This window comes from Microcoleus sp. w1-18aA5, from assembly GCF_036701705.1.
GTDB lineage: Bacteria > Cyanobacteriota > Cyanobacteriia > Cyanobacteriales > Microcoleaceae > Microcoleus.
This window is the reverse complement of sequence record NZ_JAUPTE010000005.1, coordinates 127,779-143,236: the sequence shown is the minus strand read 5'-3', so window position 1 is coordinate 143,236 and position 15,458 is coordinate 127,779. Positions and strand designations below refer to the sequence as shown.

The following is a 15,458-nucleotide window of genomic DNA, read 5'->3' as shown; positions in this document are numbered from 1 at the left end:
TAGATTTTAGATTTTAGATTTTAGATTTTAGATTTTAGATTTTAGATTTTAGATTTTAGATTTTAGATTTTAGATTGACACCACGGATAAATCCGGGGGCTTGAGGATGCAAGGATTTTGGATTTTCGATTGATTCCACGGATAAATCACGTGGCGGGTACCATCAAGAAATTATTGGTCATAAGTTTTATATTTTAAAGCTCTTTATTTTCACAAGTTGTGTTTGCAATAAGGACTCTTCGTCCTTACTACAAACACAACTAATTACTGGAAATTAATGCTCAATTTTGAGCGAAATAATCTTGTCACCTTGGCGGATAGCATTGACGACTGACATATCCTCAGTTTTGCCAAAAGTTGTGTGTACTCCATCTAAATGAGACTGGGGAGAATGGCAAATAAAGAATTGGCTGCCACCCGTATCTTTACCTGCGTGAGCCATCGATAAAGTTCCTGCCAAATGTTTGTTGGAGTTGATTTCGCACTTGATTTTGTAGCCGGGGCCGCCAGTTCCATTACCTTTTGGACAGCCACCTTGAATCATAAAGTTAGGAATGACTCGGTGAAAAGCCAATCCATCGTAAAAACCTTTTTCCGCCAAGTCAACAAAATTCTTCACTGTGTTAGGCGCATCCGCATCAAACAATTCCAAATTGATTGTGCCTTTGTCGGTTTCCATAATAGCGCGGGTCATGATTTTTCCTTGCTTCCTAAAATGAGTGTGTTGCCTGCGTGTTAATTGCGGACTTCGCTTTTATAGCGACAGATTCAAACTGTCGTTATATTGTGGCTTTCAGAAGTGTAGCATATTCCGGCAACTCTCATAGGACTTATGTGTGCTTTCTGAGGAAACCCGGTTTATTGCGAGATTTCTGGTTAGCAAACCCAATATTTTCTGAGACACCGGGTTTGTTACCTTCTGTCATATTTTAATTGTTGGTCACTTGCGGGCGATCGGGTTCTTCCTGAATATCGTTCATATTAAAAATGAAAGGAACCCGACTCGAACCTGCGCCCATAACCAGCACTTTTGGCATCTGAGCCCCGCCGCTTCTCCAAGCTTCGATCGCCTCTTTTTGCAGCACTAAATCGCCGCCCTGAGCCTTCAAAGTTTCAGCCAAAAGTCTTTGAGCTTCAGCTCTACCTTGAGCACGGTTAATGTCAGCTTGAGCCTGTTGTTCTGCTTCCTGAGCCACATAAACAGCCCTTTGCGCTCGCTGTTCAGCAACCTGTTTCTCCTCAACCGCTTTCGCAAAATCTGTGGAAAATCGAATGTTAACAACGCTCGTATCGAGTACGATTACATCATACTTTGATAGCCTTTCTTTTAGCGCAGTATCAAAGTCTCGCTTCAGTTCACTTCTTTGAGTAATAGATTGTTCGGCAGTTCTCAGTGCAGCCGCTGTTTTAAATGCTTCTTGCGTCTGAGGAGCAATAATTTTTGACACTATATTCTCCAAAGTTCCTTGAGTCCTTCGGACATCAACTATTTTCTCAGGGTCGAGGCGAAAATTGATCGCAAAACTAGCATTTAAATCCTGAAGGTCTTTAGTAGCACTCTGGGCGGGAACTTCAAATTTTTGCACTGTTACATCGTACACATCTACCTTGGATATTAGCGGGGGTCTGAGGTGAAACCCCTCTAACAATGCTCCATCTGTGGCTTTTCCTAAAACACTGACTACCCCTGCTTCGCCTGGATTAATGACGACAAAAGAGTTTAAACCGATGAGTAGCGCGCCTACTAATAGAACCCCAGCGATTGCTGATGATATGCTCTGGAAATTTTGAGTTTTCAACTTACACGCTCCTTTGTGCTCATTCCATTATAATGGTTAAATAGATTGGGGTGCATCTAAATTCTAAAATCTAAAATTATAATCTAAAATGGATGGGGTTGCCTCTGAAATATCCAATCTACAATGGATGGGCTAATGCTCAAAATTGTTAAATATCCTAGAACTTATCATATCGAAGGTTCGCGTTTCCAACCGGGTGATGAAGACCTCGACAGCGTGCCATTTAGCGCCCTGAGCGATCGCCCGACAGTGATTGAAGAAAAGGTAGACGGCGCTAATACAGGCATCAGCTTTGCACCAGATGGACAAATGCTGCTGCAAAGTCGCGGCCACTATCTCACCGGCGGGCCGAGGGAAAAACATTTTAACTTATTCAAACAGTGGGCTTTTAGTCTCAGCGGATCCCTGGGAGAAGTGCTGGGAAATCGCTACATTCTTTACGGCGAATGGCTGTATGCCAAACACACTGTTTTTTATGATTTTTTGCCACACTATTTTATGGAATACGATGTGCTGGACTTAGAAACCCGTCAATTTCTGAGTACAGAATCCCGGCGCAAGTTGTTAAGTGGACTGCCGTTAGTGTCCGTTCCCGTGCTGTTTTCTGGAGTGCTGACATCTCCCAAGCACATGATGCAGTTTATGGGAAAATCTAATTTTATTCAATCCGGACATTTGGAACGGTTGCGTTGGTACTGCGGGGAATTGGGATTAGATGAAGAACGATGCTTGAAAGAGACTGACAAGAGCGATCGCATGGAGGGGCTGTACCTTAAAGTAGAAGAAGATGGCATAGTAAAGGCGCGTTACAAGTACGTGCGTGCCAGTTTTTTGACTGCTATTAAAAATGCCGAAGGACATTGGCTCAATCGCCCAATTATACCAAATATTCTGCGTCCCGGTGCAGATTTATTTAATTTCACAGGGCTTATGTAATAGCTATTATAAAAATCTGCGGTTAAAAGCGCTAATACTCAAATTTTCGTCCCTCTCGAACAAACTAAAAAATAAAGGTGCTAATTTCACACCTTACCATATTAACAAACAGGTGAAGCCATGACTGCTGTATTATCACAATCCCCAACTTGGACTTTTCCCTTTTGTCCCGAACCCCCCGATTGGTTCCTGGATTGGGACAGCATTCAAAATCATTTCGATTGGATTCAAAACTTAAAAGGCTGTCAGCAAGACCCGATTTACCACGCCGAAGGAGACGTTTTAATTCATACCAAAATGGTCTGCGAAGCATTAATCTCATCCCCAAATTGGCGTCAATTACCCGTGCAAGAACGATCGATACTTTTTGTCGCCGCTTTGCTGCATGATGTCGCCAAACCAGCCTTTACAAAAATAGAAGCCGACGGCAGAATTAGCTCAAAAGGTCACGCCCGCCAAGGTGCGAGAATGGTCAGACAAATTTTATCTCAATTCGACCCACCTGTGCAGTTTGAGATTCGCGAAACAGTGGTGGCGATCGTCCAATTCGGCAGTTTACCCATCTGGCTAATCGACAAACCCAACCCCCAACAGTCTGTAATTAAAGTCAGTCAAGTTGTCCGCTGCGATTTCCTCGCACTTTTAGCCGAAGCAGACGTGCGCGGCCGCCACTGCGCCGACAGACAAGAACTGCTTGATAAAATAGAACTATTTCGGGAGTTTTGTCAAGAAAATAATTGTTTGGATGCTCCTCGACAATTCCCCTCAGCACACAGCCGATTTATCTACTTCCGCAAAGACAACGGCAACCCCGATGCTGAAATGTTTGACGATACAAAATGCGAAGTTGTTTTGATGTCGGGTTTGCCCGGAAGTGGCAAAGATTATTGGATTAGAGAAAACCTGCCCAATTTGCCTATAATTTCTTTAGATGCGCTGAGGTTGGAGATGAATATATCGCCGGAAAAAAACCAAAGTGATGTTGTAGAGAAAGCAAAACAAAGAGCTAAGGAATATTTGCGATCGGGAACTTCTTTTGTGTGGAACGCCACGAATACAACCAAACAAATGCGGCAGCAATTAATTGATTTGTTTGCTGCTTACAAAGCGCGTATTCGCATTGTTTACATCGAAGTACCGATCGCAGAAATACAGGAGCGCAACCGTTCCCGCACTGCCCCAGTCCCAGAAGCAGTGATTCAAAAATTAGCCGATCGCCTGGATATTCCAGATATCACAGAAGCGCATCAGGTAGAGTGGATTGTAAGCGATCGCGCTTAATAGTGGCAATCCACCCGCTAGCGCCCGTATTACTTCAACGCGCTACTAATTCCTTTTTCCCTAAAATAGAATCGTCATAATGCGCCAACAAATCAGCAGGGTGATCGTAAATTTCCGCAGCATTTGCCAGCGAAGCATCATCGAAACCTCCGCACCGAAAAGCAATTACTGGCACCCCGCACTTGCCCGCAGCTTCGATATCGTAAGGAGTATCAGCTAACATCACAGTCTGACTCGCTTCCATCTGCAATTTTCTCAAAGCAGCTTCCACAATATCCGGTTCCGGTTTAGAAGCTTCCGCATCGCTAGATGTCGTGGCTTGATCCAATAAATCGTCAACTTGTGCAGCTTTCAGCAAACCGGAAAGTTCTTCAGTGGTAGCTGAAGTAGCAATAATTAACCGCAATCCTTCTTTCTGCATTTTTAACACCAAATCCCGCGAACCGGGGGTTGGTGAAAGATCGGGAGAAAAGCGGTTAATAATCAGTTCTTTGCGCCGCTGTGCAATCTTTTCCCCGTCGCCTGCTTCGTCGGAAAGTCCTGATACCATTTTGGGTATAACTTTGTCGCCTCCCATCCCAATTAGCGGGCGAACTTTCTCGAACGGCACCTCGTAGCCGTAAGCCGCAAATGCCTCTACCCAAGCTTGAGCGTGGGCGTCATTGCTGAGCGTCAGAGTACCGTCAATATCGAGAATTACTGCTTGCAATTGCATAAGTTATTTGCTCTTACTTATTAGACTTCTTGCCAAAACCTGATTTGTACTAAAAACTTCACTTTTTAACTAATTAATTAGCCAATCAGCGAATAAACTTCTTACTACTAACCTGTGGTTAGTAGTAAGAAGTTTAGTTTTTTCTGAGGTTAGTAATAAGGACGTTAGTCCTTAATTACTTAATTAGTCAATCGGGGACTGAGAACCTTACTATAGCGGTTCTCAAGCGTCGTGAGGTATGCCCTATGCCCTATGCCCTATGCCCTATGCCCTATGCACGTCGGGTACCTCATGTTACTGAGAAAGGCTATATTAACTTTTTGATTGCCTATTTCATGCCACTGGCGTGCAATTTTGGTTCGGGCGGCGGCGGTACTGGTTCTGGCCCTAACGGTTGGGGATTGGCTACATATTCAAACTCGCCTTTGCCGTCCATTGATTTGCCTTTCGCCCAGCGTCCCTCGCTACTTTCGGAACCTTCAGAATGATTCCAAAACTGATAAGCAAATTCTGATTTTTCCAACTCCTGCGGGAAGGAACTCGGAACGGGTGTTGTTTCCATTCCCGAACTTTCTAAATCTTCGATCGCCGCCAGCCACAAATTTTGGTGCATCGTGTCGCGGGCGATCATAAAACTCAGGGTGTCTTTCACGCCCGGATCGTCTGACATTTCATACATCCGCACAGCCTGCAATCTTCCTTGCGATTCGGCGTGCAAATTCGAGCGAAAATCTGCTAAAAGATTGCCGCTAGCAACGATATAACGGCCGTTCCAGGGATACCCTACGCTGTCGCTAGGAAGTGCGCCCAAACCCGATACAATTGCGTGCTGCGGATTCATGCTGGCGGCGATCGCATCTCGCGGGCTGTTTCCACCCATCACAGCACCCACCACAGCATCCTTGAAACCATCTTCTTGCATAGATACAGGAGCTTTATCTAACAAGTGAGCAATCATAGTTGCTAACATCTCGATATGCCCGATTTCTTCTGTACCGACATCAAGCAACATATCGCGATATTTGGCTGGGCCTCGGCAGTTCCAACCTTGAAATAGATACTGCATCATCACAGTCATTTCGCCAAATGTACCGCCAATTAGTTCTTGTATTTTCTTGGCGTAAACGGCATCTGGCTTTTCTGGTCTTTTGTAATACTGTAGTGGCTTCTTATGGTAAAACATGGGGAATTCCTCCCAGGGTGTTTTGAACAAGTTTCATTATTTGTAACGCTGCCACCGATGGAGGGGAATCAGCTTTTAGTCATAAAGAAATTAAATCAAGCCCGGTTATCTTTATCACTTTAGTTTAATGCAGTTTGTCGCGGTCGCGAACTAAGACTCTCTTAAATTTGGTCGATCGTACATTCTATTGAAACAACCACAGCGCTGTACCCTCCGGCTGTCAAAAAATACGTCAAAACCACCCTCGTGCAGGGGTTTTAACCCCTATCGGAGAGCAGTTTTTCGGGTTAAGCGGACACTTATGTGCTGTGTCCATCCCCTACCTTCCAATCCTCCTTGTTAAGGGGGATTGGAAGAATCAGGGGAATCAATGAGTTTGATAATTTTCCTCAGTCCAGCAACGCGGCAGAGTTTCACCGGAAGGAAAGACTAAATTACTTTTTGGAAAAGTTGCTTTCTCTTGCTCTTCTTGACCAGCTTGATTTTTTCCCGACACTTCTTGTTTTGTAGGGCTGATTAAAGCATCTACATCGAGGATTTCAATCAAGTCGCCTGATTCTTTTTCTTGTAAAAGCATAGTTTCTCCGTGAAGGGTAAATGCGAGTTAGGGTTTGAGGACAACTTTGATGCAGTTGTCTTTTTTGTTTTTGAAAATGTCGTAGGCGTGGGGCGCTTCATCCAATTTCATTCGGTGCGTAATTACGAATGACGGGTCAATTTCGCCTTTTTGAACGCGATCGAGCAAAGGCCGCAAATAGCGGTGAACGTGCGTCTGTCCCATTTTCATGGTCAAGCCTTTGTTGAAAGCTGCACCTAATGGCACTTTGTCAACGAAGCCACCGTAAACGCCGGGAATTGACACTGTGCCACCCTTGCGACACGCGACGATTACTTGTCGCAGGGCCGTAGGTCGATCGCTCTCCAACCGCACGGCTTGCTTGGCTTTGTCGTACAAAGCGTCGAGACCGGTGCCGTGGGCTTCCATTCCCACCGCGTCGATGCAAGAGTCGGGTCCGCGTCCCCCCGTCATTTCGGTGACGGCTTCCCCGGCGTCTATTTCTTCGTAATTGATGACTTCAGCTTTGGCCGCGGCCGCCATTTGCAAGCGTTCCGGTACGCGGTCGATCGCAATTACTCGATCGGCCCCCAGCATAAACGCGCTTCTGATCGCAAATTGCCCGACTGGCCCGCATCCCCAAACTGCTACAGTATCCCCCGGCTGAATGTCGCAGTTTTCGGCCGCCATGTAACCAGTAGGAAAGATATCGGTGAGGAACAATACTTGTTCGTCCGAAAGTCCGTCGGGAATTTTTAAAGGGCCGACATCTGCAAACGGAACCCGCGCGTATTCTGCTTGGCCTCCTGCATAGCCGCCCGTTAAATGTGAGTAGCCAAACAGTCCCGCCGGGGAATGACCGAACATTTTTTCAGCCAGCCCAGCATTGGGGTTGGAGTTGTCGCACAGCGACCACAAATCGCGGTTGCAAAAGAAGCAACTGCCGCAAGAAATAGTAAAAGGAATGACGACGCGATCGCCCTTTTTTAAGTTCTTGACTTGGCTGCCGAGTTCGACTACTTCCCCCATGAATTCGTGCCCCATGATGTCGCCCGATTGCATTGTCGGGATGAAGCCATCGTAGAGGTGCAAATCTGAGCCGCAGATTGCTGTAGACGTGATTTTAACTATTGCATCGCGCGGGTTGATAATTGTTGGGTCTGGTACATTATCAACTCGCACATCATTTGCTCCGTGCCAGCAAAGAGCTTTCATTATTTCGTTCTCCTCTAGTTAACTACTAGCTAGCAGATTTTTGATTGTGAATCTTAAAATTACTACGCCGATTAATTACTAACTTGGATTTCTTTAATTTTAAGCATATAAAATATATTTTATCTCTATCCAAGGTATAATTTACAAATCTATCTTCCGGCTGTTTTCAATAACAAAAATGTAAAGTTTCTCCCCAGGCTAAAGTGCGGGAGATTTCACATTCTTCTGTTAAGCCCCAACAGTTATAGCAACCGCACCCGACTTTTAGAACGTTCTTAATTGCTGAAACCGTTGCCGAAGATTGCTTCTTCCTTTTCTCATAGATAACTAAAGCCTTTTTCCTTCTCTCCTAGATAACTAAAGCCTTTTTTCTTTTTCCTTCTTCCTTCTTCTTTCTTCCTTCAACATCTGCTATAACAGCTAACAACTACATAGCTGAGATTGTTTTTGTCGCTCGGCGATTGCTATTCTCTCACAATAGATAAAATATCCGCCCTAAGTCTCACTGGAGCGGCTGTTTTGACTCACATTAGATAAGTATTGACCTAAAACCTCTCAAGTAAAAGCGGGTTGATCGATTATTAAGTAGGATGCGTGAGTTTCGTATCGCTCAACACTCTTCACCAATATTGAGAATCACGCACCCTGCTTAAGGAGGATTAATCGTCAAATATTGTATCATTAGTTATAGCTAAAAGCCGAGCTTGCGCTAAAGTTGTTAAAGATTAAAATTTATCGATCGCCTTTTATGCCTTACACTGCATCTACCCCAACAGACCCCACTCAACCCAACATCCGCAATGCCGACCACCGCCTACTAGAATTCACCAAGCTGACGCCGATGATGCAGCGGTATGTGGAAGTGAAAGAACAGTATCCCCACGCACTTTTATTGTTTCGAGTTGGAGATTTCTTTGAGTGTTTTTTCCAAGATGCAGTTACTATTTCGCAGGAATTAGAACTTGTTTGTACTAGCAAAGAAAGCGGCAAGGAAATTGGCAGAGTGCCGATGACAGGAGTGCCGCACCACGCCCTCGATCGCTACACTTCAATGTTAGTAGAAAAAGGGTATGCTGTGGTAGTTTGCGATCAAGTTGAAGATGCCTCGATTGCTGCTAAAGAAGGTCGTCAAGTCAAGCGAGAAATTACCCGCATTCTCACTCCAGGAACCTTGACTGATGACGGAATGCTCAAACCCAGGCAAAATAATTTTTTAGCAGCAATTGTGATAGCCGGGGAACATTGGGGATTGGCTTATACAGATATTTCTACGGGAGAATTCGTCACTACCCAAGCAGACACTTTAGAACAATTAACCCTTGAATTGCTGCGCTTGCAGCCTTCGGAAGTCTTGGTACCGACTAATGCGCCGGATTTGGTGACTATGTTGAGACCCGGAGAGAAATCAGAGCATTTGCCCGATTGTTTGCCGAATTCGTTTTGCTATTCTTTGCGATCGCAAATTCCGTTTACTTTGCCCGAAGCAAAACAGAGAATCCTGCAAAAATTCAAAGTGCGATCGCTTGAAGGTATGGGATGCGGTCATTTGCCCCTCGCAGTGCGCGCCGCCGGCGGTTTGTTGCAATATCTCGAAGAGACTCAAAAGGAAAAAGCAGTTTCTTTGCAAAGATTGCACACTTACACTCTCACCGATTTTCTCATACTCGACTACCAAACCCGCCGCAATCTCGAAATTACTCAAACAGTGAGAGATGGGGTTTTTCACGGTTCGCTGCTGTGGGCGATAGACAAAACCAGCACCGCAATGGGAGGCCGCGCTTTGCGCCGCTGGGTTCTGCAACCTTTGCTCAACATTAAAGGCATTAGCGCTAGACACGACACGATCCAAGAATTAGTAGAAAATAACGGTCTGCGCCAAGATTTTCAGCAGTTGCTGCGCCAAATTTACGACATCGAAAGACTGACAGGCCGCGCGGGTTCTGGAACAGCTAGCGCGCGGGATTTGGTTGCTTTAGCTGATTCTCTCTCGAAACTGCCGGAATTAGCCTCGATCGCAGCCCAAGGGCGATCGCCCTATTTGAAAGCGCTGCAAAATGTACCGCCAATTCTCGAAGAATTAGCAAGTAAAATTCACGCTCATTTAGTTGATGAACCGCCGATTCATTTAAAAGAAGGAGGTTTGATTCGATCGGGAATCAATCCCATGCTAGATGAAATGCGCCACACTGCATCAGCAGACCAAGAATGGATTGCAAATTTAGAAGCAACTGAGAGAAAACGTACCGGAATTTCTAATCTAAAAGTTGGCTACAATAAAGCTTTCGGCTATTACATTAGCATTACCAAATCGAAAGTAGACCAAGTGCCGAAGGACTACACCCGCAAGCAAACTCTCACCAATGAAGAACGTTATAGCACTGAAGAATTAAAAGAAAGGGAAGTGCGAATTCTGACAGCGCGGGAAGATTTAAATCAATTGGAATACGATATTTTTGCTAAAGTGCGATCGGAGGTAGGAGAACACGCCGAAATTATTCGCAACGTTTCCCGCGCCGTGGCGGCGGTCGATGTTTTGTGCGGTTTAGCAGAAGTAGCAGTTTACCAGAATTACTGCCGCCCAACTATGACAGAAAGTCGGGAAATTAAAATTATTGAAGGTTGTCATCCTGTGGTGGAAAAGTCTTTGCCGCCGGGATTTTTTGTACCTAATTCTGCTTTTTTGGGCCGGGAAGAATCGCTAAACCGCCCAGATTTAATTATTTTAACCGGGCCGAATGCTAGCGGGAAAAGCTGCTACTTGCGGCAGGTGGGTTTGATCCAGTTAATGGCGCAGATGGGCAGTTATGTGCCGGCGAAAGCTGCGAGTTTGGGAATTTGCGATCGTATTTTTACCCGCGTCGGGGCAGTAGATGATTTGGCAACTGGTCAGTCTACGTTTATGGTGGAAATGAACGAAACTGCAAATATTCTCAATCATGCGACGCCGCAATCATTGGTTTTATTAGATGAAATTGGCAGAGGAACGGCAACCTTTGACGGACTTTCGATTGCTTGGTCTGTGGCAGAATATTTAGCAACTGAGATTCGGGCGCGGACAATTTTTGCGACTCACTATCACGAGTTAAATGAGTTAGCTTCTATTTTAGATAATGTCGCAAATTATCAGGTTACAGTGAAAGAGTTGCCGGATCAAATCGTATTCTTGCACCAAGTTCAGCCGGGAGGTGCTGACAAATCTTACGGAATTGAAGCGGGGAGATTGGCCGGTTTGCCGCCGTCGGTGATTGACAGGGCGAGACAGGTGATGAAGCAGATTGAGAAACATAGCAAAATTGCGATCGGGCTAAGAAAGGGTGTTAAAAAAAATGGTAAAAAAGAGTCTGATGGCGAACAGTTGGATATTTTTGATGATTGAAATTTCCGGTGGTAAAAAAAGTTTGTAGTAACTTATATATTGCACCATTTTCAATAAGCCTTTCAGGGGCGGACAGGATGCCCACCCCACAAGAAAATTAAATTTTTGTGGCACAGGCATCCTGCCTGTTCTTGAGCATGTTGCAATATCTCAGTTACTACTTTTACAACAAACCAGGAACGCTGCAACAACTCTAACGTCCATTTTGCAACTTTCTTACCTCTTTGTGTACGCTCATCCCAATTTCCAAAGCCTCATTTAGCAATCGGCCATATTCAGTCGCCCGATCGCTCACATCCACCGCCATCAAAGCAGCTAAATTACTTTCAATATTAGCAAATAGCTCGTAACGGCGACCGATAAACTGCTGATTTTCTCTGAGAATTTTTTCTGTTTTCAAAGCACAGACTAAACTTTCTCTAGTGATTTTTAATGCTTCAATTGCATCTCCTCGGTTAATTAAATTGGCTTGTAAATTGCCAGCATCCGTTAGGCGATCGATAATATCTAAAGCCTGAATCACCTCATGATACTTCTCAACTTCATCCAGCAGACCCGCTAGCGTTGCCAGAGGTTTTGCCTTAACCCATTTATAGACATTCCAAGCAACAGTAATCGCCAGCGACCAACCCAAAGTTAGTTGTAAAACACGGACAAATATGTCTGAATCGCTAAATAAACCAACATTATGTTTATTAGCCAGTAAAGCAACAGGCAGCGAAACAACTAATGTCACGCAAAATATCAGCAACTCATTCACCAAAATAGAAAACAGCTTTTTGCCGTCCCGGAGTGCAGCAGGTCTGTAAAAATCTGCTGCAAAACCGTCGCTCAAAGCTATTCCGCTCAAATCCTCCAACTCCTTCTCAGAAATTTTTAACTGTTCCAAATCCGCTTGTATCACTCTTCAAAATCTCCTTTAATTGGGATTAATTACGATCCTCCCAGAGACATAATTGATTGCCACAGACTCATATAAAAATTGCTTTCTCGGTCTCGGAACAGTTGAAAAGCCATTCCCGGCGACCCCAAAAATGGTCTCAGCGTCCATCCCAACTGAGTCCCAACAAACGCATAAAGTCCCAACCAAAAGCGCAAAATATTTAGCCTGATGTCTTTGCCTTCCGCATCTTGTTCTGACAGAAAGTGCATTCCTTGATAAATGAAACTTACTCCCAAAAATCCTGTGATTGCCATTATAGCAACATTCAGCAACAGATAAAAATTGTAATTGGTACTGCTTATGAGGAAAAACAAACTAACAGGTGCAAATCCAAACAGCAAAACGCTAATCATCGCCATCGCTGTCATCAACAATGTCAAATACTGCTCAAAAGTTCGTTTTGAACCAAACATGACATTAAAAAAGTACAGTGTGGGAAAGCAGATAATCAGCGTCAGCAAGTAAAGTGCTGGCAACTTAATTGCTGAAACCAGACATTGCATCCACGTACTAGAGGCACCTAATATTGCTCCGTAAATGCCAAAAAATACGGTACTAGAAATCAACAAACCGAAAATTTTAGATTTGAGCTTGACACCTTGGCGAATTTCTTCGAGAAACTGTTGCCGTTCCCGTAGCAAATACATTACTACTGAAAAATATTTCACGGGTTCTCCTTGTGACTGATGCGACTCCGAATCAGTCATAACTCAAGCTGAGTGCGCTCGGCAAGCTTGTCAAATCAGGGCACTCTATGTTAACCCATTATTCTTGTACCCAGCTCACCACAAGGTGAGAGGTGGAGGCGTTTTGAGAGATACTTGCAAAGCTAAACGGCTCAAACTGAATACAGTTATGCTTTGTATTCAATTTGTATTCATTCGTCTCCAAATTGTCTCCACAAAGGGCGATGGGGTAGTCATTTGATACTCAGTTTGGTCGTTCCGTAGTCAAATCGTAGTCATTTTGTATCCAATTTCTAGTCAATTTCTAGTCAACTAGACCCCTCGCAAACCGAAAAAAGCAGCAATAAAAAACCTCAAACCGTTGATTTCTAGTTGGTTTGAGGTTTTTATAGGCGCAAGCGGGCAGCGGGAATCGAACCCGCATAGTTAGCTTGGAAGGCTAAAGTTTTACCACTAAACTATGCCCGCGCACAGAAACTAAACATACCACACGTCTCTGGGAATTGCAATAGGCCTGTGCAAAATTTTTGAATACCTCCCTCCCGCTGGCTGAATCGGGACTTGCGACCCGATCGCGCCTACAATCCCCGTCTCCCATGCAGGGTAAGACTTTACGGGTGGAAATAATCGTAAATTTGCTGCGCCAGACGCGGGCCAATCCCAGAAACTTCTGCCAACTGTTCGGGAGTTGCTAAACGGAGATAGTCGATCGACCGAAAATGTGCCAACAATTGTTTTTGTCGGTGGTGTCCCAATCCGGGAATTTCATCAAGGCGCGATCGCTTCATTCTCTCGCTTCTTCGATCCCGGTGAAAACTCACAGCAAACCTGTGCGCCTCATCCCGCACCCGGCGCAATAATTGTACCCCAGGCTGCTCAGAATTAGTTGGCAGCGGCAAAGATTCCCCCGGCAAAAATATCTCCTCTCGCTGCTTTGCCAAACTGACAACGCGCAACTCTTCTAGCAAATTCATCTCCCGCAAAACAGCCACAACTGCTGACAGTTGACCTTTGCCACCATCTATCATAATTAAGTCGGGTTTGTCGGAGATAGTATGAGAAACGGAGGATAAAGTGGTGAGTTTTTCCGAATTTCCTAAATCGCTAAATTCTTCTTCCTTATCCGTTAAATCCGTTATAAAATCCGTTGCCGAACTTGCTTCTTCCTTCACTCCTCGGAATCGGCGACCGATAACTTCTGCTAAACTAGCAAAATCATCAGAATGACCCGATTTAATTTCAGGATTTTTAATTTTGTAATGGCGGTAGTGTTGATTAGCCGGCAAACCGTCAATAAATACGACGCGGGAAGCTACGGCGTCAGAACCTTGAATGTGAGAAATATCGTAACCTTCAATGCGGCGAGGAACTTCTGGCAAATCGAGAATTTCTGCTAAATCTTCCATTGCTTGAGAATTGCGATCGCTCAATCTTTGCATTCTCGCCAATTCATACTCAGCATTGCGTTCCACCATCTCAATCAACTCAGCCTTAGTTTGCCGCTGCGGCGTCAAAATCGTAACTTTTCGCCCCTTACGATTGCTCAACCAATCTGCTAATATTTCCGCTTCTGGCAATTCGTACTGCACTGAAATTTCGCTGGGAATTTCTACAGATTCGACATTTTGATAGTGTTCTTCCAACACCCGCTGCAAAATCGCTCCGGCCTCTACCCCCCCTCGTTCCCCCCCTTGCCAAGGGGGGGAGGAAAGAGAAAGTTGAGATAACTTTTGCCCATCTTTTACAAGAGATTGAGATAACTCTTGCCCCCCGTTTGCAAGGGGCGGTTGAGGGGGTATTTCCGCCATAAATCCCAATCTTCCGACCAGTTGACCGGCACGAATCTGGAACAATTGGACGCAAGCGTGCTGGGTGTCTGCCGCAAGTGCGATCGCATCTCTGGAAACCGTATCGTCTGGCAAAGATACTTTTTGACCCGCACTCAAAGACTGCAAACCCTTAATTTGGTCGCGAATGCGCGCCGCCGTTTCAAAGTTTAAATCTTCGGCTGCCTCTTCCATTTGGGGTTCTAAAATATCGAGCAATTCCTGAGTCCTTCCCTGGAAAATCATCGCTACTTTTTGGATGATTTTTCGGTATTCCTCCGGCGAAGTTAAGCCTTGACAAACGCCAACGCAGCGCCCGATGTCGTAGTTGAGACAGGGACGGTCTTTAAACAGCGGTTGAGGGCGCTGCCGCAGGGGGAAAATTCGCTTAATTAAATGTAGCGTACTCCGCAGCGCCCCTGTATCGACGTAAGGGCCGTAATAGCGGTCTTTTGCACTACCGGCGCGGCGTTTGCGGGTGATAAAAATGCGCGGGTATTCCTCCGACCAAGTGATGCACAAATAAGGATATTTTTTATCATCTTTGAGGAGGACATTAAAGTAAGGTTGGTGCTGTTTTACGAGGTTTGCTTCTAACGCCAAAGCTTCCGCTTCTGTGTCGGTGGCGATGAATTCAATTTCGCGCACTTGCTGCACCATCATCGCGATGCGGGGACTAAGATTTTGGCTTTCGCGGAAGTATGAACGGACGCGGTTTCGGAGTTTTTTGGATTTGCCGATGTAAAGGATGCGATCGCTCTCGTCTCGCATTAAATATACACCAGGAACCGCCGGGATTTCTTTGAGGCGACTTTCTAGGCGTTCCGAGTCTTTAACTAACGGCAGAGTTTTTGTGGATGGCATTGCAAGCTATCTCAGCAAAATAGAGACTGATTGTACACTCTTTTATTTTACCTTAATTATGTCTAGTTTGACTGCTGC

The 15,458-nt window shown here is 45.0% G+C and carries 12 protein-coding genes and 1 tRNA gene; 3 read left to right on the top strand and 10 right to left on the bottom strand.

Going from position 1 to position 15,458, the window contains the following annotated elements; all coding sequences use genetic code 11:
- Window positions 1–274: 274 nt before the first annotated feature.
- Entirely contained in the window at window positions 275–694 is a 420-nt protein-coding gene (locus tag Q5691_RS03600) for a peptidylprolyl isomerase (protein WP_332982885.1), read from the bottom strand.
- Window positions 695–929: 235 nt separating this feature from the next.
- Complete coding sequence (locus Q5691_RS03595; RefSeq protein ID WP_333215973.1) at window positions 930–1,799, bottom strand: prohibitin family protein; 870 nt, start codon at window positions 1,797–1,799, stop codon at window positions 930–932.
- A gap of 135 nt (window positions 1,800–1,934) precedes the next feature.
- Here Q5691_RS03595 and Q5691_RS03590 point away from each other — a divergent pair, with 135 nt between their 5' ends.
- On the top strand, window positions 1,935–2,735 hold the full coding sequence (locus Q5691_RS03590) for an RNA ligase family protein (protein ID WP_333215975.1): 801 nt from the start codon (window positions 1,935–1,937) through the stop codon (window positions 2,733–2,735).
- A gap of 120 nt (window positions 2,736–2,855) precedes the next feature.
- Window positions 2,856–4,016: an AAA family ATPase gene (locus Q5691_RS03585; RefSeq protein WP_333343917.1), complete on the top strand. Its 1,161-nt coding sequence runs from the start codon at window positions 2,856–2,858 to the stop codon at window positions 4,014–4,016.
- Between the two features lie 34 nt (window positions 4,017–4,050).
- On the opposite strand, the gene Q5691_RS03580 is transcribed toward Q5691_RS03585, so the two are convergent.
- From Q5691_RS03580 to Q5691_RS03565, 4 genes are all read right to left on the bottom strand, one after another.
- Window positions 4,051–4,731 carry an HAD family hydrolase gene (locus Q5691_RS03580; RefSeq protein WP_333215979.1) on the bottom strand — a complete coding sequence of 227 codons (681 nt, stop codon included), beginning with the start codon at window positions 4,729–4,731 and terminating at the stop codon, window positions 4,051–4,053.
- A 328-nt stretch (window positions 4,732–5,059) separates the two neighbouring features.
- Complete coding sequence (locus tag Q5691_RS03575; protein WP_333215981.1) at window positions 5,060–5,914, bottom strand: manganese catalase family protein; 855 nt, start codon at window positions 5,912–5,914, stop codon at window positions 5,060–5,062.
- Between the two features lie 367 nt (window positions 5,915–6,281).
- A complete protein-coding gene (locus Q5691_RS03570; RefSeq protein WP_333215983.1) occupies window positions 6,282–6,491 on the bottom strand; it encodes an acetyltransferase in 210 nt (69 codons plus the stop codon).
- Between the two features lie 27 nt (window positions 6,492–6,518).
- Window positions 6,519–7,685 carry a zinc-dependent alcohol dehydrogenase gene (locus Q5691_RS03565; RefSeq protein ID WP_333215985.1) on the bottom strand — a complete coding sequence of 389 codons (1,167 nt, stop codon included), beginning with the start codon at window positions 7,683–7,685 and terminating at the stop codon, window positions 6,519–6,521.
- A gap of 748 nt (window positions 7,686–8,433) precedes the next feature.
- Between Q5691_RS03565 and mutS the strand changes: the two genes are divergently transcribed.
- Window positions 8,434–11,061 carry a DNA mismatch repair protein MutS gene (mutS, locus tag Q5691_RS03560; protein WP_333215987.1) on the top strand — a complete coding sequence of 876 codons (2,628 nt, stop codon included), beginning with the start codon at window positions 8,434–8,436 and terminating at the stop codon, window positions 11,059–11,061.
- Window positions 11,062–11,254: 193 nt separating this feature from the next.
- Here mutS and Q5691_RS03555 read toward each other — a convergent pair whose 3' ends face one another.
- From Q5691_RS03555 to uvrC, 4 genes are all read right to left on the bottom strand, one after another.
- Entirely contained in the window at window positions 11,255–11,965 is a 711-nt protein-coding gene (locus Q5691_RS03555; protein ID WP_333215989.1) for a hypothetical protein, read from the bottom strand.
- Between the two features lie 29 nt (window positions 11,966–11,994).
- Window positions 11,995–12,711, bottom strand: a complete 717-nt coding sequence (locus Q5691_RS03550) for an actin-binding WH2 domain-containing protein (RefSeq protein WP_333295794.1) — start codon at window positions 12,709–12,711, stop codon at window positions 11,995–11,997.
- A 376-nt stretch (window positions 12,712–13,087) separates the two neighbouring features.
- Window positions 13,088–13,158 (bottom strand) — tRNA-Gly (locus Q5691_RS03545).
- A 143-nt stretch (window positions 13,159–13,301) separates the two neighbouring features.
- On the bottom strand, window positions 13,302–15,380 hold the full coding sequence (uvrC, locus tag Q5691_RS03540) for an excinuclease ABC subunit UvrC (RefSeq protein ID WP_333343916.1): 2,079 nt from the start codon (window positions 15,378–15,380) through the stop codon (window positions 13,302–13,304).
- Window positions 15,381–15,458 lie beyond the last annotated feature (78 nt).

Bases quoted from the DNA above. Each gene is read 5' to 3' on its own strand.
- Q5691_RS03600 (WP_332982885.1), bottom strand. From the start codon at position 694: ATGACCCGCGCTATTATGGAAACCGACAAAGGCACAATCAATTTGGAA.
- Q5691_RS03590 (WP_333215975.1), top strand. From the start codon at position 1,935: ATGCTCAAAATTGTTAAATATCCTAGAACTTATCATATCGAAGGTTCG.
- Q5691_RS03585 (WP_333343917.1), top strand. From the start codon at position 2,856: ATGACTGCTGTATTATCACAATCCCCAACTTGGACTTTTCCCTTTTGT.
- Q5691_RS03580 (WP_333215979.1), bottom strand. From the start codon at position 4,731: ATGCAATTGCAAGCAGTAATTCTCGATATTGACGGTACTCTGACGCTC.
- Q5691_RS03575 (WP_333215981.1), bottom strand. From the start codon at position 5,914: ATGTTTTACCATAAGAAGCCACTACAGTATTACAAAAGACCAGAAAAG.
- Q5691_RS03570 (WP_333215983.1), bottom strand. From the start codon at position 6,491: ATGCTTTTACAAGAAAAAGAATCAGGCGACTTGATTGAAATCCTCGAT.
- Q5691_RS03565 (WP_333215985.1), bottom strand. From the start codon at position 7,685: ATGAAAGCTCTTTGCTGGCACGGAGCAAATGATGTGCGAGTTGATAAT.
- mutS (WP_333215987.1), top strand. From the start codon at position 8,434: ATGCCTTACACTGCATCTACCCCAACAGACCCCACTCAACCCAACATC.
- Q5691_RS03550 (WP_333295794.1), bottom strand. From the start codon at position 12,711: ATGACTGATTCGGAGTCGCATCAGTCACAAGGAGAACCCGTGAAATAT.
- uvrC (WP_333343916.1), bottom strand. From the start codon at position 15,380: ATGCCATCCACAAAAACTCTGCCGTTAGTTAAAGACTCGGAACGCCTA.